Consider the following 22,988-nt stretch of genomic DNA (forward strand, 5'->3'; position numbering starts at 1 on the left):
TTCTGGGGGCTTTATTTGCCACTCTGTAACAGGTATATGCTCTTTCTGAGCCAATCATTTACGATGCTCTCGACTCCGGCTCCTCTTTGTTCAGCCCTTTTGCGCCTCAGATCGAGAAATAAGGGAAGCGTTCCCAGATTCCAGAGTTTTTACAGACTATATAGTGGACCGGAATGGCCAAGGCAAGTCCCCTTTTTTCGTGATTGTGAACCGCGGCGAGTAGAGGTGCGTGTCCGTTTTTCTCTTCTTATTCTCTGCGCTCTCTGCGTGCTCTGCGGTGAAATGGCTTTCTGCCGGATCTTGTGGCTCCGCGTCGTCCCGGATTGTACCGAGGGCCACATTCTTGTCACGATCCTGCAATGATGCTATCCTAATGGCCAATTATAGAACCAATCACGTCTTCTCATTTCTCCGAAAGGGCACTCGTGCTTGCTCCAAACGCACGAACGCCGACAAAGGAAACCTGGGGAGGTCCTCGTGGACAGCACTATCCGCCGTGGGACAAATAACGGACAATCTCTTCGAGAACGCGCGTTCGACAAGGACGTTGCCAAGAAGGACGCCTTCGAGACCGCGTGGAAAGACTGTGAAGCCCGTTACAGACAAATTGTTGAAGATCAGACAGATCCGGTCGCCAGGTTCTGGCCCGATGGAACGTTAACCTTCGTAAATAGGGCATATATCGGCTTCTTTCAAACGGCCGACGAGGAATTGCTGGGCGCCAGCTTTTTCGACTGCATGACTGACGAACATGCCTTGGAAGTGCAGAGCCGGATCAGATCGCTTGAGCCCGCAAAACCCAATTTTCGATGTGAGCACGAGATCGCGGTACGGCCCGGCGAGTTACGATGGATTAACTGGACCTTCCAAGGAATATTCGATCCAGAGGCGAACCTCGTCGAGATCCAGACAGTGGCACGAGACGTCACGGATCGCAAGCGCGCGGAAATAGCTCTGAAGAAGAGCGAAGCCCGGTACTCTCATCTGATAAACTCCATTCCGGATGGCGTGGTTGCCTATGATCCCCAAGGCAACGCCACTTACGTTAACGACGGTTTTTCTCAGCTTTACGGATGGTCCCAGGAGGAAGTACTGGGCCGCTCTATCGAGTTTGTTCCGCCTGAAGAAAAGCAAAGGACCCTGGCCGCGTGGCAGAAAACCTTTGAAGGTGAACAAGTCCTTCTCGAAACCAAGCGGATTCACAAGAGCGGGAAGGTCCTTGAGATCCAGCTCAGGACTGCGATACTGCGCGACCGTGCGGGCAGCATAAGTGAAAGCATCGTCATTCACCGTGACATCACCGAACGCAAGAGAGCCCAGGAAGCCCTCCAGAAAGCCTACGGCGAACTTGAACTCAGGGTGGAGGAACGTACAGCGGAACTGGCTCAAATAAATGAAAAACTCCTGTCTGAAATTGCTGAACGAAAACACGCTGAAGAAAGACTCAGAGAGAGTGAATCGCGGTACAGAATGCTGGTCGAAAACGCTCCTCTGGGGATTATCTCGTGTGACTTGCAGGGCCGAATAATCCAGGTTAACTCCAATTTATTGACTATATTGGGATCGCCATCGCCGCAGGAAACCAAGGCCGTCAACCTGCTCACGCACCCGCCGCTGGTCGAAGCCGGGATCTCGGAGGAAGTCCGTCGCTGCCTGGAAACCGGCTCTCGTGTATTCGAGTGCTCGTACACCAGCAAATGGGGGAAGTCCGCCTGGCTCAGATTTCACATGGTTCCCACAAAGGATAACCTGGGTCGAGTCAACGGAATTCAGGCCATTGTGGAAGACATAACCGACCGAAAACACGCTCAGGATGCACTATCTGAAAGCGAGGAGCGGTTCAGGGCGGTTTTCGAGACCGCCCAGGACTTGATCTTTCTCAAGGATAGAAACCTGGTGTTCACTCATGTCAACCCGGGATACCTCAGGACATTGGAGTTGGACGAATCGGAAGTCATAGGGAAAACCGGTGAGGAAATTTTCGGGGAACAGGAAGCAAACTACATCATGGACCTGGAAAACCGGGTCCTTGGCGGGCAGGTGGTGGAGGCAACATACAATTTGAGCACCTCCGGCCTGTCCAAAACGTTCCATTGTATCCGAGTGCCGATGCGCAACCGTTGGGGAGAAACGATCGGCATCTGCGGGATTGCCCGTGACGTCACCGAGCGGAGAGCCTTGGAACAACCCTGTCCACGCCCCGTGGCCCGATACAGGTCCTCGCTTATGGAACGCACTTTGGAGCAGGTCCGACTCGCGGCCCAAAGCGAGAGTATAGTGCTGTTGTTGGGAGAGAGCGGCAGTGGAAAGGATTTCCTGGCCAAATATCTCCACGATCATTCGAGGAGAGCGGGCGGGCCGTTTTTTGCGTTAAATTGTGCAGCTCTGACAGCCTCCATTGCCGAGTCGGAACTTTTCGGCCACGAACCCGGGTCTTTCACAGGGTCTCGTGGGAGAAAGCGAGGGCTGCTGGAGATGGCCGAAGGCGGGACCCTCCTTCTCAACGAGGTGGGTGAACTTTCCCAGGAACTTCAAGCCAAGCTCCTCACGTTTCTGGACACCCAATCTTTTACTCGTGTCGGGGGAGAGAAGACCATCCAGGTCAATGCCAGGTTAGTAGGAGCCACCAACCGAGACCTGGAACATGAAGTGGAACTGGGCCGGTTCAGAGAGGATTTGTACTATCGGCTTAATGTTTTCGTAATCCGAGTTCCTTCGTTGAGAGAGAGGAAGGACGATATTCCTTTTCTGGCCCGAGACCTGTTGGAAAACCTCTCCATGAAACTGGGACGCTCTGTGCCTCCTATCCTGGATGCCTCGGCACTGGATGCACTTTCCAGGTACGAGTGGTTCGGCAATGTTCGAGAGCTGAGGAACGTTCTGGAAAGGGCCCTCATTTTGTGCCGTGGCGATGTGATCAAGTCGGACGACATCAGCATTCCGAAAAGAAAGGCCGATGAGGCCGGCGATGACAAGGAGATTCCCGTTTCAGTCGATGTGTCGGGCTCCGGCAGCATGAACCAGGCGCTGGAAACGGCAAGAAGAACAATGATTGTTGAGGCCCTGAAGCGTTGCGACGGGAATGTTTCGGCCGCGGCACGGGCTCTCGGGGTAACTCGAGATGCACTCAGATACCACATGAAGTCGCTCGATTTGGAGCGACGGCAACCCCCCGATGGGGAGCGAGGTCGCTGGGTGTAGAGCTACCACGATAATAAGTTGATTTCACGCAGATAATTCACCAAATACTTCCATGTGGGTGCGTTGCCCCCACATGAACGAAAAATGCGGCCCCTCCCCCCAAATCTCCATCACCGTCCAGTCCTATCCTAATATGTTGATATATCGACTATTAATCGGCATCACCTGTCAGCCCTTGGATTGGCATATCCCTTGCAGCTAGACGGGCACTCCTTTTCTCTGAAAGGAGGAGGTTCTGGTGTCGGCCTTGAGTTTGACGGCCGGGCGATGGGGACTGTCTCGGGCGTCAAAACCGGAAAAAAGACCCAGGGGTTCTAAGTTGCCGACATTATGACTCCTTGCATGGATGAGGTCACCCCGTGGAATCGGGGTGACCATCCCCCACAGAATTCCACGCCAGGGCATTGGCACGAATGAAGCCTGATTAGCCGAGGATCTAGTGCGCTTAACAACCCTTAGAACCAATACCAAATCGCCTGGCAGATTGCACCGGGAATACCTGCGAAAAAAGCGCTTCGCATTTTCCGGTCCCGGCAGAGAGGTCCCTGCTTTGGCGGATTTCTGTGTCGAGCCGCAGCTCTTGGAATTCTGGAAACTCAAGAAATCGTTTGCCAGGACGCGTGCGTCGAATTTCATCATATATTGGGGTGGGATAGAACGCGCGATCAAGACAATCCGACACTCTGCCGTGCGGCCTCTGTCTCCGCGTCAGAGATATGTTTGCTTGACGGTAGTAGCCCTTCTGCTAATTCCTTTACCCAACCCGTTGCAGTCTCTCAGGGAAGATGCCAGGCGTTGGTCTTCAAATCGCTGCGGATACAAATTGCACAGGGTTTTGTTGGTCATAGCCGTTGCACATACTGCAAAACGCAGACATTCTCGCTCCGAGTCGCCTGAAATCCCAGGCCGAACGATCTTCTTCGTCGTTGCCACAGGGCGTTCTCCACCTTCCGTTGTCGCCGTGCCACCCGGGTAGCCTCCCTTGAGGTTGCGGTTGTCACTACCCCGTTAAAACAAGACTTTCCGGAAACAATTGGTGCGGCATTGAGCGGCCCGAGCACTACAGGGGATAGTTTGTGCCGAACAACAGAGCCGCTTGAGCAGGTCAACAGCAATGCAACGCCTCCGACCACAGGCGGCGTTCCAGCTTATCTCGAGATGAGAAAGGAGTGTTGAAGGTGGCACAAACAGATTTCACTCCGGACCGGGATTGGACTGCAATAGCTAACAATCCTAAATTTCAGGAAATCTCTCGAAGGAAGATGTCTTTCCTCATCGGGTGGTGGTTATTTTCCACCATATTCTATTTCGGCCTCCCGATTGCAGCGGGCTATACCACTGAGCAGTCCGACTTCTTTAACAAGCAGATTATCGGGCACATTCCCCTCTTGTACCTGTATGCCCTGGCGCAGTACGGTGTTTGCTTGTTTATCGCCATCTACTACGACTACTGGGCAAACAAGACTGCGGACAGGCTCACCGGCGAATTGCTGGACGAGCTGAAGCTGAAATGAGGAGGAAGAGCCAGATGAAGAAAGTATGCTGTTTGATAATTCTAGCCCTCTGCATGGGCTTACTGATTACCGTCGCGGACCCGGGGACCACCTTTGCCGATCCTGAGACCGCAATTGCCAACGCCGTGGTGGCCCAGGCCCCGGCGGCTCCCGCTTCAGCAAAGGCCAACAAGGCCCTCACTCTGGGGATGTTCATCGTAATTATCGGAATCACCCTTTACATAGTTTATTGGGCGGCCCAGCGAACCAAGACCACTGCGGACTTCTACGCGGCCCGCTCTTCCATCACAGCCTGGCAGAACGGTTGGGCTATCGCGGGCGATTACATGTCCGCTGCCACGTTTCTCGGCATGGCCGGACTCATCTGCTTGAACGGGCTTGACGGGTTCCTGTATCCCACCGGCTGGATGGTGGCTTTCGTGACCGTTCTCCTGGTCATGGCGGAACCTTGCCGTAACTCAGGCAAGTACACCGTGGGAGATGTCCTTTGCTACAGGGCCAACCCCAAACCGGTTCGTGCCTGCGCTGCGATCGCGACCGTTGCCGTATCCACCTTCTACCTGACGGCACAAATGGTGGGCGCAGGCAAGCTGATGAATCTCCTGGTGGGAATCGACTACACATTATCCATTGTGGTAGTGGGCATTTTGATAATCATTTACGTGGTTTTCGGTGGAATGATAGCCACGACGTGGGTTCAGATCATAAAAGCCGCTCTGCTCGTGGGTGGCGGCGTCATAATTTCCATTCTCGTTCTCGCCAAACTGGGCTTCAATCCGGTAAGGCTCTTCAACGAAGTCGCAGCGAGCCCTCAAATTCAAGACTGGGTCAGAATAAAGCACTTGCAGCAAGCGGTGGCTCAACCCGGATTCGATTACGGGCAGAGATTCCTGGAGCCGGGGTTGTTCCTGAAGAACGTGTGGGATCAAGTTTCCCTCGGAATGGCCACCTGTTTGGGCACCGCGGGAATGCCTCACATCCTTATGCGCTTCTTCACGGTGCCGGACGCCAAAGCCGCTCGGAAGTCAGTGGTCGTGTCCATGTTCCTCATAGCTACCTTCTTCATACTGACAACGGTCATGGGCTACGGCGCCGCACTATTTCTGACCCCCCAGGGAATTACCGCGGTAGACCCTTCCGGAAACATGGCCAACCCACTTCTGGCTCGGTACCTGGGTAACTGGTTCCACCCATTATTCGGGGACTTCTTCCAGGCTTTTGTCTGCGCGGTTGCTTTCGCGACCATTCTGGCAGTGGTTTCCGGTCTGGTGCTTGCTTCTTCCGCTGCGATCTCCCACGACATCTACACAAACATAATCAAAGACGGCAAGGCAGAGCAGAAGCAGCAGGTAATAGCCGCCAGGATAGCCGCATTCTGCGTAGGGACCGCTGGACTGCTCATCGCACTTTGGGCAGAAACACAAAACGTGGCTCACCTGGTTGCGCTGGCATTTGCAGTGTCCGCTGCCGGAGTCCTGCCGACTGTTGTGCTCTCTCTATTCTGGAAGAAAATGAGCACAGCGGGAATTTGTGCCGGACTAATGGTGGGAACCTTTGTCGGTATAGGTCTGGTTCTTGTCTCGCCCAACATGCAATATCCGAAGCTAATTGCGGCAGGAGACATGAAGATTGTGCAAACGCTCGAAAAGAAGCAGGCTGAAGGCGCAACTCTGAGCGAGGCAGACAAGGCCAATCTGCAAAAGGCCAAAGCCTCGTACGAGAAGAACAAAGACGGCACCTCCCTCCTCGGGCTGGACGAACCTTGGTTCAAATTGAGAGTCCCCGCCATCGTGTGCATTCCCGCAGGGCTTTTTGCGGCTTGGTTTTTTGCCTGGCTATTTCCAAGTAAACGGGAGCAGGACCAGTTTGACGAACTCTACGTTCGCCAGACCACTGGCATCGGGGCCGCTGGGGCAGTGAGTCACTAGGCTTTCAGGGCCGAATTGAACGGAACGCCGCTTCAGGTTGTGGCCGAGGGGGCATTTTCGAGAGGCCATCTATTTCAGGCTGAGGCGGTTGGTCGAGCGGTTCAACCAAGGGACCTTCAGGCGGGGTCCTGGTTGAACCGCCATTCACTAAGCTGAGAGGAAAAACCCGCAGATAAGTTGTCTGGAGGTCAATATGACATACAAAGAGGCGTTCAAAGAATCCTTGGAAAACCCGGAGGCTTTCTGGGGACGAGCCGCCGAGGAAATTGACTGGGACAAAAAATGGGACCGCGTGCTGGATCAATCTAATACCCCATTTCTTAAATGGTTCCCCGGCGCGGTGATGAACACGTGTTTCAATGCTGTAGATCGCCACGTTCTTCGAGGCAGGGGCAATCAGAACGCGATCATCTACGACAGCCCGGTAACCGACACCATCCGGAAATATACCTATTCCGAACTTCAAGAAAGGGTTTCCAAGCTAGCAGGCGCTCTCAAGAGCCTGGGCGTAAACAAGGGTGACCGAGTTCTCATCTACATGCCGATGATCCCCGAAGCCGTGATGGGCATGCTCGCCTGCGCCCGTTTGGGCGCTGTCCACTCGGTGGTTTTTGGAGGCTTCGCACCGAAAGAGCTGGCGATACGAATCGACGACGCTTCCCCGAAAGTCATTCTGTCCGCGTCATGCGGAATCGAGGGGAAAAAGGTTTTACCGTACAAACCCCTGCTGGATGAGGCTATCCAACTCGCGGGACCAAAGCCGGAAAAATGCATTATTCTTCAAAGGCCCCAGGCCAAGGCTGACCTCAAGCCGGGCAGAGATCTCGACTGGAACGAGATGGAAACCAATGCCACACCCGCGGAATGCGTTCCCGTGGCCTCCACTGATCCATTGTATATTCTCTATACTTCCGGAACGACCGCGGTGCCCAAAGGTGTGGTCAGAGACAATGGCGGACACGCAGTTGCATTGATCTGGAGCATGAAGCACATCTACAACATAGATCCGGGAGACGTATACTGGGCTGCCTCGGACGTTGGCTGGGTGGTGGGCCACTCGTACATCGTGTACGCTCCATTGTTGAAAGGCGCTACGACCATAGTCTATGAGGGTAAACCGGTCGGCACTCCGGACCCGGGACAGTTTTGGCGGGTCATTTCCCAGCACGGTGTCAAAGCTCTCTTCACCGCGCCCACCGCCATCAGAGCCATAAAGAGAGAAGATCCCAACGGAGAATATCTGAAGAATTACGATATCTCCAGGTTTGAAACGCTTTTCCTCGCGGGTGAAAGGCTGGACCCGGACACCTATCATTGGGGCACCCAACTGCTTCAAAAACCGGTCGTCGACCATTGGTGGCAAACCGAAACCGCCTGGGCAATCTGCGGCAACTTCAAAGGTCTGGAGTATTTTCCGCCAAAGCCGGGTTCGGCGACCATGCCTATGCCGGGATACAATTTGAAGGTCCTGGATCCCGTCAGTGCCAAAGAACTCGGCCCCAACGAGATGGGCGCCCTCGTGGTAAAACTCCCGCTCCCACCCGGAAACTTGCCGACTTTGTGGAACAATGACCAGAGATTTGTCGAGTCGTACATGGCGCCATTTCCCGGGTATTACATAACCGGAGACGGTGGGTACATCGACGAGGATGGTTATGTATTTGTCATGGGACGCACTGATGATGTTATCAACGTCGCGGGTCACAGACTCTCCACAGGAGGCATGGAGGAGGTCCTGTCGAATCATCCGGACATTGCCGAGTGCGCGGTGATCGGTGCGGCCGATGATCTCAAGGGTCAGCTTCCCCTTGGGTTTGTAGTCCTCAAGGCAGGAGTCAATCGATCAAAAGACGAGATCGTTGCCGAGCTGGTCCAAATGGTACGCAAGGATATTGGAGCTGTCGCCGCCTTCAAGAAGGCCGTCGTAGTCGGCAGGCTGCCGAAAACTAGGTCAGGCAAAGTGTTGCGCGGCACCATGCGAAAGATAGCCGACTCGGAGCCCTACAGTGTCCCTGCCACGATAGATGACCCGACGAGTCTGAATGAAATCGAAGAGGCTTTGAAACAAATCGGTTATGCCCAGAAGGCCGCCGGCTGACGGGGTTTAAGGCCTATTTAATACCAGTTCGCAATAAATAACCTGACTTTGGGTGGACAGGTGGCATGTCTCTGGAGCGAAGTCAGGTCCGCCGTTCGCAGCGGAAGGGACATGCCGCCTGTCTTATAGGGAAAATGGCGAACTGGTATAAGGCAGGGAATAAATCATAGGACCGGCAACAATCCCGTCCGATGGCGCCAGAGGGCTTTTGACCCATTCCCCTCTGGCGTCTAATTTGATTGATGGTAACAGTTCACCGGGCTTCCACCGCGAGGAGGCGTGGAAGCCCGGTGAACTGTTACGATTGATAGCCGACGCCGCCGGTCATGGCGGCTTTAGATCCATGTAAAAACGAGATCAGGAGGATTTGATGGAAGCGGAGAAAGGGAAGCAGGTCAAGATCTTCGATATTACTCTCAGAGACGGCTCCCAGAGCAAGGTTGCCACACGCATCAAGCTTGATGATCTTCTGAAGGTTGCGACAAAACTGGCGGACACCGGAATTTACGGCGCTGAAACATGGGGCGGAGCCACGTTCGACGTGTGTGTCCGTTTCCTGAGAGAAGATCCGTGGGAACGAGCCCGCGCTCTAAAACAGGCCATGCCCAATGTGAAAAGCATGATGCTCATTCGCGGGCAGAATATAGTGGCTTATTCGAATTTTCCGGACGACGTTGTCGTAAAGTTCGTTGAGGCCGCTGCCCGCAACGGAATAGATGTGTTTCGCATCTTTGACGCGCTGGACGACATAAGAAACCATGAGGCTGTGGTCAAGGCCGTCAGGGCCGTTGATAAGACCGCGGAGGGAGCGGTTTGTTATACCATAAGCCCTGTGCACACAATCGAGAAGTTCGTGTCCAAGGCCAGGAAATTGGAGGACATGGGTGTTCATCAAATTGCAATTAAAGATATGGCAGGTCTGATAGATCCTCAGACGACCTATGAGCTTGTTTCAAGCCTGAAGAAAGCAGTGGATGTTCCCATACACCTTCACACCCACGACAATTGCGGAATGGGCATGATGTCCGTCCTCAAGGCCGTAGAGGCCGGATGCGACATGATCGATTCGGTGCTCAGCCCATTCTCGGGTGGTACCGGGCATCCGTGTACGGAATCTCTCGTCTACTCTCTGCACCGTTTCGGTTACCAAACGGGCTGCGACCTGGAGAAACTTACCAAAGCCGCGGAAGAAGCCAAAATCATCAGGACTTATTACAACGAGTTCGAAGCTCCGTACAGCGGTGTGGATTGCAAGATGCTGGTGACTCAGATCCCGGGAGGGGTTATGTCCAATCTCAGCAGCCAGCTAAGGCTTCAGAACGCTCTGGACAGGCTGAACGAGATCGTGGACGAGATCCCAAGAGTGCGGGAAGACCTTGGGTGGATACCTCTGGTCACGCCGACATCGCAGATAGTGGTTTCGCAGGCAACATTCAATGTCCTTCTCGGACGATACAAGATCATAGCCAACCACACGGCAAACCTTCTGAAAGGCCTTTACGGAGAGACACCCGCGCCCGTGAACAAGGAGCTGCAAGATAGAGTGCTCAAGGGCGAGAAGCCTGTGACCCTGCGTCCGGCAGAGCTGATGCCTCCCATGTGGCCCGCGCTGGAAAAAAAGTTTCCCGGCCTCTCTGCAGAAGAAATCCTCATTCACGCCATTTTCCCTCATGAGGCGTCGGGGTATTTCGAAGAAAAGACCAAGGATGCCGCGTAAATCGTAGGCTCTTTTCCGTTTTTCGTGAAAGACCGACTAGGCAGCCGGCACTTTTCGTCAAGGCTGCGGCAGGTCGCAGCGACAGTTTTTGTCGAGCAATACGCATAGCTCCAGGTTGTTACACCAATGCGCCGTCAAAGAAGCGATCTAGGAGGGATCTGAGTTATGGTTGGCCGTTAGAATCCCCCCTGTCCCCCCTTTATAAAGGGGGGGAAGTCATTGCATTACCCCCCTTTGCTAAAGGGGGGCTGGGGGGATTTTGCAAGACTGACTGGTTCCGGAAGTTACCTCTTTTATTGCGCATTCGTATCATTAGGAGGAAACATGATTGAAATAAGATTCCACGGCAGAGGCGGTCAAGGGGCCGTGACTTCGGCCGAACTTGTTGCCCAAGCAGCTATCGACGCGGGCAAGTACGCCACGGCGTTCCCGAGTTTCGGCCCTGAAAGAAGGGGCGCTCCTGTCGTGGCTTTTGCCAGGGTGGACGATCAGCCTGTTCGGTTAAGATCAAAGATCTACCGTCCCGACGTGGTAGTGGTTTTGGATCCTTCACTGCTGGAGATCGCCAATCCCGCGGAAGGTATCCGCGATGGAGGAATCCTTATCATCAATTCTTCCGGTGACCCCGCGTCAATCCGAAAAAAGCTCGGGTACGAGGGGAAAATGGCCTTAGTGGACGCGAGTAGCATAGCCAAAGAGGTAATAGGACTTCCCATCACCAACACCACCATGGTGGGCGCGCTCATAAAGGGGACGAATCTGCTGTCTGTGGATTGGCTCAAAGAGCCATTCAAACGCCGGTTCGGCAAAATCGCGCCGAGAAACATTGAAGCAATGGAAAAGGCATTTACGGAAACCGCAATCGCGGAGTGACGCGCAACGGACTGCATAGTCCTCGAGCTACAAAGCTCGATGCATTACCAAACATAGAGGACCAGATGACCAAACCAATGGAGAAAATCACGTGGCAAGAGATAGCCACCGGCGGAGTCATTACCGAGCCCGGCAACGCCTCGTGTTACCACACGGGGACCTGGCGGTCGCAGAGACCGGTCTATCTCGAAGAGAAATGTATCCGGTGTTGGAGATGTTACATTATGTGTCCGGATGCGGCCATATCTGCGGATTATCCCAACAACTGCATGGTCTGGAATTTCGACTATTGCAAGGGTTGCGGCATCTGCGCTTACGAATGCCCGGTGGATGCCATTGAGATGGTGGAGGAGATGGTGTGATGGGGCGAAAAGTAGGAATTGAGGTTTCAATAGCTGCGGCCGAAGGTGTCGGACTCTGCGACGTGGATGTTGTGGCGGCTTATCCCATTACGCCCCAAACACATGTGGTGGAACATCTGTCTGAACTTGTGGCTGCCGGACACCTTGACGCCGAGTTTGTGCCGGTGGAATCGGAGCACTCGGCCATGAGTGTTTGCTGCGGCTCTGCAGCGGCGGGCGCCCGCACCTTCACGGCCACGGCTTCTCAAGGACTGGCCCTGATGGCGGAGATCGTCTACATAGCGGCATCAATGAGATTGCCGATTGTGATGTTCCTCTCCAATCGTGCCCTGAGTGGTCCGTTGTCCATCTGGAACGACCATTCGGACACCATGATGGTGAGGGACGCCGGCTGGATACAGGTTTTCTGCAAGAACGGCCAAGAGACGTACGACGCTATTTTTCATGCATTCAGGGTCGCTGAAGATCAGGCGGTGTCTTTGCCGGTGATGATAAATGTGGATGGCTTCATCCTGACTCACGTAATCGAGCCGATAGAATTCTGGACTAAAGAAATGGTCGGGAAATACCTCCCGCCGTTCAAGCCCTTGAACCGCCTTCACCCGGACAAAGTGGTCAGCATGGGAGCGTTCGGGATGCCGGAAATCTACCTGGAACAGAAGATGGCTCACAATGTTGCTCTAATCAACTCAAAACCTGTCGTAACAAAAGCCTGGGACGAAATGGCCGAACTGACGGGAAGAAAGTATTCTCCTGTCGAACTCTACAGAGCCGAAGACGCTGAAACCCTGATCGTGGGCATGGGAACTATTTGCGAGACGGCTTCGTTGGCCGTGGATCAATTCAGGGACGCGGGCAAAAAAGTAGGCCTGGTGGAGCTTAGGCTCTGGCGGCCTCTCCCTTCTGACGAGATACGTAAAGCGCTTGCAGGGGCCAAGCACGTCGTGGTGCTGGACCGGGCGATCTCTTTGGGCGGGGCCAATGCTCCTGTAACCTCTGAGATCAGGGCACTTCTCTACGACGAGCCTAAAAAGCCGAAAGTTCATTGCATGATAGCAGGAATAGGCCAAAGAGACGTTACTCCGGAAGACGTGGTCAAAATGGTAGAAATGGCGCTTTCCGGAAACTTTGACTATCACATCTACGGAGTCCGTGGGTGATCAGAACTACGATATGGAGAATATCTATGGCCGAGGAAGCCGATAAGAAAAAGGTGTTGAAACCGCTCAAGAATTTTCCCACAGAAGAATACCTCAATTCAGGTCATCGTGCATGCCAGGGATGCGCGGAAGTTCTGGCCGTCCGGCATGTGCTCAAGGCGATCGGGCCGGACATGGTATTGGCGATGGCCACCGGGTGCATGGAGATTATTTCGTCACCATATCCTCTAACCTCGTGGAACGTTCCCTGGATACACGTGGCTTTTGAGAATGCCGCGGCGGTGGCGTCAGGGGTGGAATCGGGCCTCAAGGCGTTGAGGCGCAAGGGCCGCATACCCGACCGGGATTTGACCGTAGTGGCTATGGGAGGGGACGGCGGCACCTCCGATATAGGATTCCAAGCCCTCTCCGGAATGATGGAGCGCGGCCACAAGGTGATTTACGTGTGTGTGGACAACGAAGCCTATATGAATACCGGAGTGCAGCGGTCTTCGTCCACGCCCTTCGGTGCCACCACGACTACGTCTCCTGCCGGAAAGGTCACTCCCTCAGGCCAAACCACATGGAAGAAGGACATGACAGCGATTGCAGCCGCGCACGGGATACCCTATGCTGCAACGGCTTGTCCGACTTTTTATACGGACCTGATCAAGAAGATCCAGAAGGCCAAGGCGGTGAATGGGCCGAGTTATATTCATGTGCTGTCTGTCTGCCCCACGGGCTGGAGGATTCCCCCTGAAAAGGCCATTGAATACGGCAAGCTGGCGGTGGATTCGGGAATTTTTCCACTCTATGAAGTGGAAGCCGGCCAGTGGAAGCTAAACCGAAAGCCCAAGCAGCTCATGCCTGTGGCGGAGTATTTCAAGGGACAGGGCCGGTATCGCCACTTGGAGGAAAAGCTGACGACCTACATACAGGGCAGGATAACCGAGAGGTGGGAGCAACTCGTTCAGCGTTGCGGGGCCGACGGGGACAAATGAGGCTGCTGTTTTTGCAGGAACGAGGAATTGGTCCAGGCGAAAGCTAGTACTACAGGAATGCTTCCCACTTCAAAGTGCTTTGTCCCGATCTGCGATCCAAGGCGGACCATGAAAACGAGAAAGCACGGACCTGCGTTAGCAGGTCCGTGGCACCCAAACCCGGCAAAAGGGTAAACCGATTGGGTGATACGGGAAACGAGGCCGGGAAAGCGGACCGACGATTCGCTCGCTCGCTTTTTCGGCAATTCAAAAGTCTTGACACACCAGGTACCCTAAATTATAAAATATCTTTATATGTTACTTGACTTTGCCTCCCGGCCATTCAGGACCACGGGCGTGAAGCAAGAATCAAGATTGTAGGACAGCAACGCTCGTGTCTCGGCGCCTTCCTCTTAGTTCCCAACTTCCCACCGGGAAGAAGCAATTGCACGTACAACAACCGGCTCTTGTAGAATTAACACGGGTACTTCTTCGCTAAGGAGCAGAAAAGTGGCTTCTATCAACATTTATGTCGGAAACCTGGCCTTCACCACCACCGATGATCAGCTCAAAGAACTGTTTGAGAACTATGGACAGGTTGAATCGGCCACCATAGTTTCCGACAAGTTCACGGGCCGGCCGAGAGGTTTCGGCTTTGTCAAGATGCTGGAACGTGAAGAAGGTCTGCGCGCAATCCAAGAATTGGACGCGAAAGACTCTATGGGCCGCAGTCTGAAAGTCAACGAGGCTCGCCCCCGCACTGATCGTCCCGATCGGCAAGGCGGCGGTGGGAAAGGCTCTCGCTGGCGATAAGCCTTCACCTTTCGAACTGATGAATTGAGGCTTACAGTGCGACTCGCGCGCGAGGCCCTTGCTGCTCCCGGGCGAACCTTGTATCGCTGATGGTTGGCTCTGCTTTGAGCAATCAACCATCGCACACCCTAATTGCCATCCCCTCCCGATGCCTCGACCTTGCACCCGACCCTTTCCATTTTCGGCCCAAACAGCCTCCTTATACCGATGCGCCATAAAAAATACGACATTCCCGACGGTTGTCATTGCGAGGGCGTCAAGCCCGAAGCAATCTCAGCGGTGAGAGATTGCTTCGTCGCTTCGCTTCTCGCAATGACAGCTCACAAACGTATTTTACGAAAATAGTAGCGCATTGGCATTAAGCACTCAAGATGTTGACTTGGCGTGCCGCACGACGCATAGTGCACATAATTACGCTATGAGGGCTCTCGAATTGGAACTTGGGGAGGCGGGGAACTATGGGCACCGAACCGGGCATTTTTGTGGGCAAGGGCGACTCCCGGATTATTTTGACTCTTAGTTTTGCAAATCGCCACGGGCTTATAGCAGGCGCCACCGGCACCGGGAAGACCGTTACGCTGCAAGTTCTTGCAGAAGGATTCTCGAAGAGCGGAGTCCCCGTATTCATGGCGGATGTGAAAGGCGACCTTTCCGGCATAAGCACGGCCGGCGACGCAAAACCGAAGCTTGCTCAGAGAGCCAAGAAGCTCGGCATGAAGGATTATTGTCCCGAGGGTTTTCCGGTAGTGTTCTGGGACATTTTCGGGGAACAGGGGCATCCTATTCGCGCGACCGTTTCCGATATGGGGCCACTTCTCCTGGCACGTCTCCTGGAATTGAACGAGGTTCAAGAGGGCGTCCTCAATGTGGCCTTCAAGGTAGCCGATGACAACGGCCTGCTGCTACTGGACCTCAAGGATCTGCGCGCTCTTCTTAATCTTCTTTCTGAAAATGCGAAGGATCTTATGCAGAGGTACGGCAACGTGAGCAAGACCTCCGTTGCGGCTATTTTGCGTGGAATTCTGGTGCTCGAACAGCAAGGGGGCGAAAAGCTGTTCGGGGAGCCGGCTCTGAACCTTAAAGATATCATGCGAACCGACCCCAAGGGATACGGCCAGGCAAATGTGTTGGCAGCGGACAAGCTTATGGAACATCCAAGGCTCTACGCCACTTTCATGCTCTGGCTCATGTCGGAGCTTTTCGAGGAACTCCCCGAGGTCGGAGACCTTGAGAAACCTTTGCTCGTCTTCTTCTTCGACGAGGCTCACCTGCTTTTCGACGAAGCGCCGAAAGCATTAATGGAGAAGATAGAGAAGGTCGTTCGACTCGTCAGGTCCAAAGGTATCGGAATCTACTTTATTTCGCAGAACCCCCTCGACATTCCGGAAACCGTTCTTGGACAGCTCGGCAACCGTGTCCAACATGCTCTGCGAGCATTCACTCCTAAGGACGAAAAGGCGGTTCGGACAGCCGCGCAGACGTTCAGGCCAAACCCTAAGCTCGACACTGTTCGGGCGATCACTGAACTTGAGGTCGGTGAAGCTCTGGTTTCCACCTTGGAAGCGTCAGGAGCGCCAAGCGTGGTTCAGCGTGCTCTCATTGCTCCTCCCTCATCGAGGATAGGTCCCATCAGCGTGGACGAGCGCATGACGATCATTAATTCAAGCCCATTGTTTGGCAAGTACGAGGATTTGATTGATCGAGAATCCGCCTACGAGCAGCTTAAGTCCCGGGGCGCGCGTATAAGCCCTGGGCCTGCGCCCGACGCAGAGGCCGGCAGTCAAACCCAAATGCCGAATGAGAAGGGCTGGGGGTTACCAGACATCCTGACCGGTGCCGGCAGAAAAGACAGTGTCCTCGAAGCTATGGCGAAAAGCGCTGCCAGGAGCATCGGGAGTTCTATCGGCAGACAGATAGTGCGGGGGATTCTGGGATCCATTCTCAAGGGAAAATGACCAGGAAGACCGCTCTTAATGGCAATGGAGGCGAGAGTCTCCTGCCATGCGAGGTGAACCTGAAAGGAAGATCTTGTCTGTCGAAATAATGCTTGCCATCATTCTCGGAGCACTGCTCCATGCGACTTGGAATGCTCTGGTCCGTTCGGCAGCTGACAAATTGTTGGATAGTGTTCTCGTTATCGGAGTTGCGGGCGTTTTAGCCGGAGGTTTGTTGCCGTTCATGCCCCTTCCCGCGGTGGCGAGCTGGCCGTATTTGATGGCGTCCGTCGTGGTGCATTTAGCTTATTTCCTATTCGTAGGACTGGCCTATCGCGATGCTGAACTCGGCTTCGCGTATCCGATCATGCGAGGAACTGCCCCGGCGCTCTCAGCAATTGGTGCGACCTTGGTGTTGAACGAGTCGCCGCTTCTGCTGGGATGGGTGGGGGTTTTCCTGATTTCTTTCGGAGTTTTGGTTCTTTCGTTCGATTCGTGGCGAACGGGATCATTGAAGACTTCTTCGTTGGTGTTTGCGCTCTCGAATGCGATTGTGATCGTAATCTATACTCTGGTTGACGGACAGGGGGTTCGGCTGTCGAACAACGCGATCAGCTACATCGGATGGATGTTTTTCTTGATCGCTGTCTTTATTGTTCTTGCGTCCATCGTGATGCATCGAGGTATGGTGGCAAGCCTTTTGCGACCGAATCTGGTAAGAAGCGCGGTGGGTGGCGCCTGTGTTCTGGGATCATACGGGATTGCGCTCTGGGCAATGACGCGAGCACCTATTGCGCTTGTGGCTGCCCTGCGGGAAACGTCCGTCATATTTGCAGTGATCATTGGAGCCTATTTCTTGGGTGAGCGCATCACTGGCCTACGCGTCCTGTCGGTCCTAATGGTTACTGCAGGGGCCGTCGCCATAAAAATTTCATGAATGGTGTCTCGCTCTGCCCTACAGTCATCTCTGTTTGTTCGATTGCGAATTCGTTTGAAATGTCAAGGTCCGGCCGTATTGTTTCCCCGGTTTCCCCAGGAGCCGTAGCGCATGGAATAAACCTTGGTCACCTCGGCCCCGAAATAGAATGCCTGTGCCGAATAATAAACCCAGACCAGTAATAGAAAAAGCGACCCCGCAGCCCCGTAAACGGATTTCAACACCGAAGAAGAAAGATACAATCCGAAAAGGTATTTTCCCGTCAAGAACAGGAACGAAGTAACGAAAGAACCCACTAGAACAGCTTTCCATTCCATATGCCGATCCGGAATCAGCTTGTAAATCAGGACAAGCAGTATGGGAATCATTCCAAACTGAGTAATCAAGCGTAACTGGCCCAGGATGTCCACTGGAATAACAAAGGCTTTGGCAAAAAAAGAACTTACCGCTGACAATACGGTGTTTGTGATTACCGCGGCCAACAGAAGAATTCCTATTCCCACTACGCAAACAAATGAAACTATCCTTGAACGTAATAGCCTTAACAAACCGCTCTTCTCTCCCGGATCCACGCCGCAGATTGCATTAAGCGATGACTGCAATTCGACAAAAACCGCTGTGCCTGCTATTACCGCGCCGATTACGGCAATTATGGACAAGTGCCTGCCGGTTAGTTCGGAGCTAAGGATCTTCAACAGGGATAGGACGTATTCCGCGGATTCAGGATTTATCAGATATTCGAATCTGGCAATCAGCTCCGATTCAGCCCTAGAGTTGCCAATCACCAGGCCCGCGATGCTCAGAGCCATAAGAAAAGCGGGAACAATGGAAAACATCGTGTAAAATGCTAGAGCCGCGGCCTTTCTAATGGCGTTATCATCCACGAACGCCCTGATCGTCTGCGCAACAAATCCAAAAACCTCTCTTATCCAGTGCGGGCAAATCTCCATCAGAAATTCTTGCACAGTGCTGTTCCCCTCTAACGTGGAGATGTGTGTCGAGACCTGCGGTGTCAGACTTGTGGCACGGAAGTCAACTGCAGGTATTGAATCCCCATTCGTTATTATCAGAAAGTCTGCGCTTTGACCTCAAATTTCGGGGTGCTGCCAGGTCCCTCCAAACTGACTACAAGTACCGAAAGGGATTGAAAAGGATTGTTAGCGATCGAAACCTTTCATAGTTCGTTCAGGGGGAGTGATCATGTTGTACCGATAATGATCTTTACTTCTCGATGTTATCCCGCATTTTTCCTCTTGCCAGGGACGCAAAAACTCCCAAAATGCAGAGCACTGCACATATTGTGAAAACCGCATCCACGCTTTCCAAGAATGCCGGATAGAGGCTGGGAGTTATCTGGGCCCGCCCCATGGTGAGTGAAAATACCAAGGTGGCGATGCCCATGCTGAGCATTTGTCCGAGCAAACGCATCGAGCCTACCACGCCGGATGCTACGCCGTAGGATTGCCTTTCCACAGAACCCATAATCGCGTTCATATTGGGAGAAGAGAATAGGGCAAAGCCGAATCCTATGACGAGCAAATCCGAAACGATAAAAGTCACGCTTGTTCCAAAGCCCAAGAAGGCCAATCCCAATAAGCCCACGGCAGTTATGCCCATTCCTGCCGAAGCGAGTTTCTGAGGTTCTATTCTATCTGAAAGCTTTCCCGCGATTGGTGAAAATGCGGCCATGGTCAAGGGCTGAGCAACGAGCACAAGTCCGGCGGTTCTGGGGTCGTATCCTTTGATGTACTGTAGATACAGGCTCAGGACAAAGGCTATAGCAAACGTTGCACTGTAATTTATAAGTGCCGCGAGGCTTGAAAAGGCAAAGACACGGTTCATGGTAAACAGCCTGATACTAATAACGGGGAACCGGGCCCTCAGTTCCCACAGAAAAAATATAACCATGGTTGCGATGCCGGCAGACAAGAGGCCCAAACTCATCGCTGAAGGCAGGCCGGAAAGCCCGATCATAATTGCCGTAATTGCAATGGCATACAACAAAGATCCTACCAGATCTATTTTTTCACTTTTCGCATCCGCCCAGTCCGCTGTCAATTTGGTGGCAGCCGTATAAGTTGTGAGCATTCCCAGCGGCACCATTACCCCAAAAATGCTTCTCCATCCGTAAGAATGCGTCAGGATTCCTCCCAAGAAGGGTCCCGCAGACAGACCGATGTAAACAGCGGCCACAGTCCACCCGATCGCTTTGCCCCTTTCGGAAGGCGGGAAAACTGAAGTCAAAATGGCCATGCCTGTGGCCAGGACCATGGAGATGCCCATTCCCTGAAGAATTCGGAAGCAAATTAGCATTTGAACATTAACGGACAACGTGCATAGAAAAGAGGAAAGCGTAAATACCGCCATACCCGTGACATATACCTTTTTGCGCCCGATGATGTCGCTTGCTTTGCCAAAAGGTACCAGAAACACGGATGCAGAAAGAAGATAGGCCGTTGAAATCCATGTTAGAAGCACAGCGTCGAGCTGGAATTCCTTCTGTATCTCGGGAAGCGCTACGGTCACTGCCGAGAGCATCAGAGGGGTCAATAGGGAGCTTGTTATAGCGACAAAAAGAACCGCTCGCCTCAGGGCATGATCACCCATGAGAGTTGTTCCTCTTATTCCTGTTCACCGAAACCATCGGCTTTGCGTATCGGAACTAATCCGCCGCGGACCTTGGCGTTGTGAACTGAATTGAAGTGCAGGCTGGAGGTGACGGATTTCGACCTTTAAAGCTGCCTGCGACGGGACATCGGAAATCCCCTTAACAGTTCTACCAGACGAACGCAGTTTAGGATAGGCCTCAAATCTTGGATGCCGTAATCCGGAAGGCCAAAAGCTGTGACTGTGCTACAACTGGCGGTAAAACCTCGATGGGACAAGACGATGTTGTGTTATTTTGTAGGGGCGGTTCGTGAACCGCCCTAATTCAGGGCGCTTCTCGGAGGCCGTCTCAAAAGTACCCTACGGCCTCCAATGGTGGCACGATGGCCTGTAGGGGCGGGGTTTATCCCCGCCCGTCTTGTGAGGCCCGGTATAGCGGGCGGGGATAAACCCCGCCCCTACACTGGCTTTCTGCGTCGACGGGCAGTACGCCACGAGGTCCGTTCCCTGCTGCGCCGCGTGCAGGCAATTACAATCGTGCCACGATTCCATACAACGTTCGACTTTTGAGACAGCCTCCTCGAAGCGCCCCTACCACACCAGAACGGCCTACGGAGGTTTTGCAACCAGTTGTAGGCAAAGAATAATGTCGGATTGAAAAGAGCGCCTGTGTATTTGGCGGCCACCGGCCTCCGTGCCGGTGGACAGTGCGCACACAAATCGACCAAGCCGTGGGCGAGGTCCGGCAGGGACCCCGGATCGCGGTCCGGGGCAGGCTCCGGACCCTACCAATTCTTTGGAATCAGGCTTTGCGACAAGGTCAGCGGTTTAAGTAACCGCCATATGCGGTGCATGTGCCGGCTGCATCCGATGCAAGGAGTTCCGGCACATCAGGTGGCCTGGCCCTCTACTTTATAAAGCTTTGCTGCGTTTCCGCCGAAAATCATGGTCTTGGTCTCTCCGTCCGCAGGACCGAGGGCCTGGAACCCGAATTTCTTCTGAAGATCTTCAGGGATCTCGAGCCTCCTAAATGCCTCGATCTGCCATTGTGGTGAACCATACCAAACTGAATCCGTGCCCCATAGGATATGGTCCCTCCCCAGGCCCTTGATCAGAGTGCCCAGGATCCCCGCGCAGTAATTGGGAGCGCTTACCGAAGTGATACCGAACGTGGAACCAAGGTCCGCGTAAACGTTGTTAACGTTGTTGTTTTCAGGGATGCGCGCCAGATCGGTTACCCAGGGAATGTACCCGGATTTTTCAAATTCGCCGATATCCGCGGCCGATGGTTCCCCGCCGTCGCGCAAAGCCGCATGATAAATGATGAAATTCAGTTGCGGCCAGTCTTTTGCTGCTTTCCCCAGATCGTCGACCTTGCCGTACTGCCAAGTTGTCGGCATTATGACCTGGTATTGGGACGGCAGCAATCCCTTATGAATGCACACGTTTATGATCCCGGCCTTGGCCATTTTATCGTAAGCCGGATACATGAGCTTCTCGTCGTCCAATCGCCACGGGTATTTGGAGGCTTCGAACGGAATGCCGGTGGTGTACCCTTTCCACGCGTCGGGTTTGAATTCACTGATGGCTTGATCCAGGTCTTCCATCCACCGGGGATGGCCGGGAGTCACCAGCGCATGAGAGTACAACACCTTCCGGCCGGCCTTCTGATTCACAAGGTCTCTTGCCTTAGCCATTTCATCATTGCGCAGGAACCACTTCTTGGGATCATCGTTCGGCGCGCTCGAAAGCATCGCGAGCTTGGTGTCACTCAACTCGTACACTTCTCGATAGAAATTATCGAATCTCAATTTCTCCAAGTCCAGCTTTTCAGCTTTCAGGTCCGGGTTCCACTTCTTTGCCCCTTCCCGCAAGGCCAGCATTCTTTCTTCGGCGTACGCGGGGCTCACAAAATGAGTCTGCACATCAAAGATGAACTGCCCGGCAAGAGCTTGCTTTCGCTCTGCAGCCATTGCGAGATCTGCCGCCTCGGCTTGGTCAACTGCAAAGAACTGCCCGAATACGCAGTTCATGGCCATAAAAGAGACTGCCATGCCGCAGCCGGTAGACAGAAATTCCCGTCGGTTCATGCCCAGTTTCTTGCTGAACTTTTCGGTAAACTCTTTCGCGAGCTGCTCGGCTTTACGCTGGTGTTGACTCTGGTGAGGTCTTGCCGATTCGTCTGCCGGGATGGTTTTCATTGGAACTGGAAATGCAAATTCATCTATACGATTCATAATCAATTCCCCCTAATCAGTAATTGCGAGACCAGAGCATGCCCGGTTTTTTAAGCCCGCCGACAGCTCACTGATCCTCCGGTATTGTTTGGCCATAGAGTACTACAAAACGCGTCTCATGAATTATCAAGCTTACCGGGACCGATTTCACAACCGTTTCCACAATTGTTCCGAAACCGGCCCTTCACGGAGCGGTCTGCGGACTCAAATCGGGCTGAGGAAGCCCGAGAACGAGCGCAGAAAGAACATGGCATTCCGGCAATCTCGGGAGTATCCCGAAAGAATGCCTGTCACAATAACCAAAGAAAATGCGTTGCTGCTTCTCAGGAGGACAAGTTTGCCAAGAAATCCTTCCAAGGCGTTGCCGGCAGAGTCTCGGTTTCGCTTTTCCCGTACGCACGGATGATCATCGCGGCCCTTGCCACCTGCTTGGGATCGTCAGATTCGACAACGTCCACGACGTCGAAGCGCCCGAAGGTTGCGAAACTCTCTTTCCACTTTACGCCCGGGCATTCTTTCTTGATCTTCTCACTCACGGTCTTGGCTAATTGATTAAAGTCCTTGGGGTCTCCAAAGGCCGTGGGAGATATGCGGCTTAAAATTACGAATGTTGCCATTTCGACCTCCTGTGAAATTTGGTTGATGGTT

Annotated in this window: 16 protein-coding genes; 12 read left to right on the forward strand and 4 right to left on the reverse strand. The window is 53.5% G+C overall.

The genetic code is table 11. The features are described 5' to 3' along the window. Positions 1-477: 477 nt before the first annotated feature. From HY913_19610 to HY913_19665, 12 genes are all read left to right on the forward strand, one after another. Positions 478-3,201, forward strand: coding sequence for a PAS domain S-box protein (locus HY913_19610; GenBank protein MBI4965494.1), 2,724 nt, complete (start codon positions 478-480; stop codon positions 3,199-3,201). Between the two features lie 1,262 nt (positions 3,202-4,463). Then, positions 4,464-4,715 carry a DUF485 domain-containing protein gene (locus tag HY913_19615; GenBank protein ID MBI4965495.1) on the forward strand — a complete coding sequence of 84 codons (252 nt, stop codon included), beginning with the start codon at positions 4,464-4,466 and terminating at the stop codon, positions 4,713-4,715. A 14-nt stretch (positions 4,716-4,729) separates the two neighbouring features. Beyond that, positions 4,730-6,643 (forward strand): cation acetate symporter, encoded by a 1,914-nt coding sequence (locus HY913_19620; protein MBI4965496.1) that lies wholly within the window; start codon positions 4,730-4,732, stop codon positions 6,641-6,643. A 193-nt stretch (positions 6,644-6,836) separates the two neighbouring features. Next, positions 6,837-8,741, forward strand: coding sequence for a propionyl-CoA synthetase (locus HY913_19625; protein MBI4965497.1), 1,905 nt, complete (start codon positions 6,837-6,839; stop codon positions 8,739-8,741). Positions 8,742-9,111: 370 nt separating this feature from the next. Further along, entirely contained in the window at positions 9,112-10,458 is a 1,347-nt protein-coding gene (locus tag HY913_19630; GenBank protein MBI4965498.1) for a pyruvate carboxylase subunit B, read from the forward strand. Between the two features lie 324 nt (positions 10,459-10,782). Beyond that, positions 10,783-11,331, forward strand: a complete 549-nt coding sequence (locus HY913_19635; GenBank protein ID MBI4965499.1) for a 2-oxoacid:acceptor oxidoreductase family protein — start codon at positions 10,783-10,785, stop codon at positions 11,329-11,331. A gap of 65 nt (positions 11,332-11,396) precedes the next feature. Beyond that, entirely contained in the window at positions 11,397-11,693 is a 297-nt protein-coding gene (locus HY913_19640) for a 4Fe-4S binding protein (GenBank protein MBI4965500.1), read from the forward strand. Then, a complete protein-coding gene (gene porA, locus HY913_19645) occupies positions 11,693-12,853 on the forward strand; it encodes a pyruvate ferredoxin oxidoreductase (protein ID MBI4965501.1) in 1,161 nt (386 codons plus the stop codon). Before HY913_19640 ends, porA begins: the two co-directional genes overlap by 1 nt. 26 nt (positions 12,854-12,879) lie before the next feature. Then, positions 12,880-13,833 (forward strand): pyruvate synthase subunit beta, encoded by a 954-nt coding sequence (locus HY913_19650; protein ID MBI4965502.1) that lies wholly within the window; start codon positions 12,880-12,882, stop codon positions 13,831-13,833. Between the two features lie 489 nt (positions 13,834-14,322). Beyond that, on the forward strand, positions 14,323-14,625 hold the full coding sequence (locus HY913_19655; GenBank protein MBI4965503.1) for an RNA-binding protein: 303 nt from the start codon (positions 14,323-14,325) through the stop codon (positions 14,623-14,625). Between the two features lie 458 nt (positions 14,626-15,083). Then, positions 15,084-16,580 carry a DUF853 family protein gene (locus tag HY913_19660; protein ID MBI4965504.1) on the forward strand — a complete coding sequence of 499 codons (1,497 nt, stop codon included), beginning with the start codon at positions 15,084-15,086 and terminating at the stop codon, positions 16,578-16,580. 46 nt (positions 16,581-16,626) lie between these two features. Further along, positions 16,627-17,496, forward strand: coding sequence for an EamA family transporter (locus HY913_19665; GenBank protein MBI4965505.1), 870 nt, complete (start codon positions 16,627-16,629; stop codon positions 17,494-17,496). Between the two features lie 62 nt (positions 17,497-17,558). On the opposite strand, the gene HY913_19670 is transcribed toward HY913_19665, so the two are convergent. From HY913_19670 to HY913_19685, 4 genes are all read right to left on the reverse strand, one after another. Further along, on the reverse strand, positions 17,559-18,461 hold the full coding sequence (locus HY913_19670) for a YihY/virulence factor BrkB family protein (protein ID MBI4965506.1): 903 nt from the start codon (positions 18,459-18,461) through the stop codon (positions 17,559-17,561). A 256-nt stretch (positions 18,462-18,717) separates the two neighbouring features. Further along, positions 18,718-20,103 carry an MFS transporter gene (locus HY913_19675; GenBank protein ID MBI4965507.1) on the reverse strand — a complete coding sequence of 462 codons (1,386 nt, stop codon included), beginning with the start codon at positions 20,101-20,103 and terminating at the stop codon, positions 18,718-18,720. An 890-nt stretch (positions 20,104-20,993) separates the two neighbouring features. Beyond that, complete coding sequence (locus HY913_19680) at positions 20,994-22,343, reverse strand: amidohydrolase family protein (protein ID MBI4965508.1); 1,350 nt, start codon at positions 22,341-22,343, stop codon at positions 20,994-20,996. Between the two features lie 320 nt (positions 22,344-22,663). Further along, positions 22,664-22,957: a GYD domain-containing protein gene (locus tag HY913_19685; protein ID MBI4965509.1), complete on the reverse strand. Its 294-nt coding sequence runs from the start codon at positions 22,955-22,957 to the stop codon at positions 22,664-22,666. Positions 22,958-22,988: the final 31 nt, after the last annotated feature.

The sequence above is a fragment of the Desulfomonile tiedjei genome, assembly GCA_016212925.1.
GTDB lineage: Bacteria > Desulfobacterota > Desulfomonilia > Desulfomonilales > Desulfomonilaceae > JACRDF01.

What these genes read in the sequence shown, in the direction of transcription:
- HY913_19620 (MBI4965496.1), top strand. Translation starts at nt 4,730, where the DNA reads ATGAAGAAAGTATGCTGTTTGATAATTCTAGCCCTCTGCATGGGCTTA.
- HY913_19615 (MBI4965495.1), top strand. Translation starts at nt 4,464, where the DNA reads ATGTCTTTCCTCATCGGGTGGTGGTTATTTTCCACCATATTCTATTTC.
- HY913_19630 (MBI4965498.1), top strand. Translation starts at nt 9,112, where the DNA reads ATGGAAGCGGAGAAAGGGAAGCAGGTCAAGATCTTCGATATTACTCTC.
- HY913_19665 (MBI4965505.1), top strand. Translation starts at nt 16,627, where the DNA reads ATGCGAGGTGAACCTGAAAGGAAGATCTTGTCTGTCGAAATAATGCTT.
- HY913_19685 (MBI4965509.1), bottom strand. Translation starts at nt 22,957, where the DNA reads ATGGCAACATTCGTAATTTTAAGCCGCATATCTCCCACGGCCTTTGGA.
- HY913_19660 (MBI4965504.1), top strand. Translation starts at nt 15,084, where the DNA reads ATGGGCACCGAACCGGGCATTTTTGTGGGCAAGGGCGACTCCCGGATT.
- porA (MBI4965501.1), top strand. Translation starts at nt 11,693, where the DNA reads ATGGGGCGAAAAGTAGGAATTGAGGTTTCAATAGCTGCGGCCGAAGGT.
- HY913_19640 (MBI4965500.1), top strand. Translation starts at nt 11,397, where the DNA reads ATGACCAAACCAATGGAGAAAATCACGTGGCAAGAGATAGCCACCGGC.
- HY913_19650 (MBI4965502.1), top strand. Translation starts at nt 12,880, where the DNA reads ATGGCCGAGGAAGCCGATAAGAAAAAGGTGTTGAAACCGCTCAAGAAT.
- HY913_19635 (MBI4965499.1), top strand. Translation starts at nt 10,783, where the DNA reads ATGATTGAAATAAGATTCCACGGCAGAGGCGGTCAAGGGGCCGTGACT.
- HY913_19625 (MBI4965497.1), top strand. Translation starts at nt 6,837, where the DNA reads ATGACATACAAAGAGGCGTTCAAAGAATCCTTGGAAAACCCGGAGGCT.
- HY913_19675 (MBI4965507.1), bottom strand. Translation starts at nt 20,103, where the DNA reads ATGGGTGATCATGCCCTGAGGCGAGCGGTTCTTTTTGTCGCTATAACA.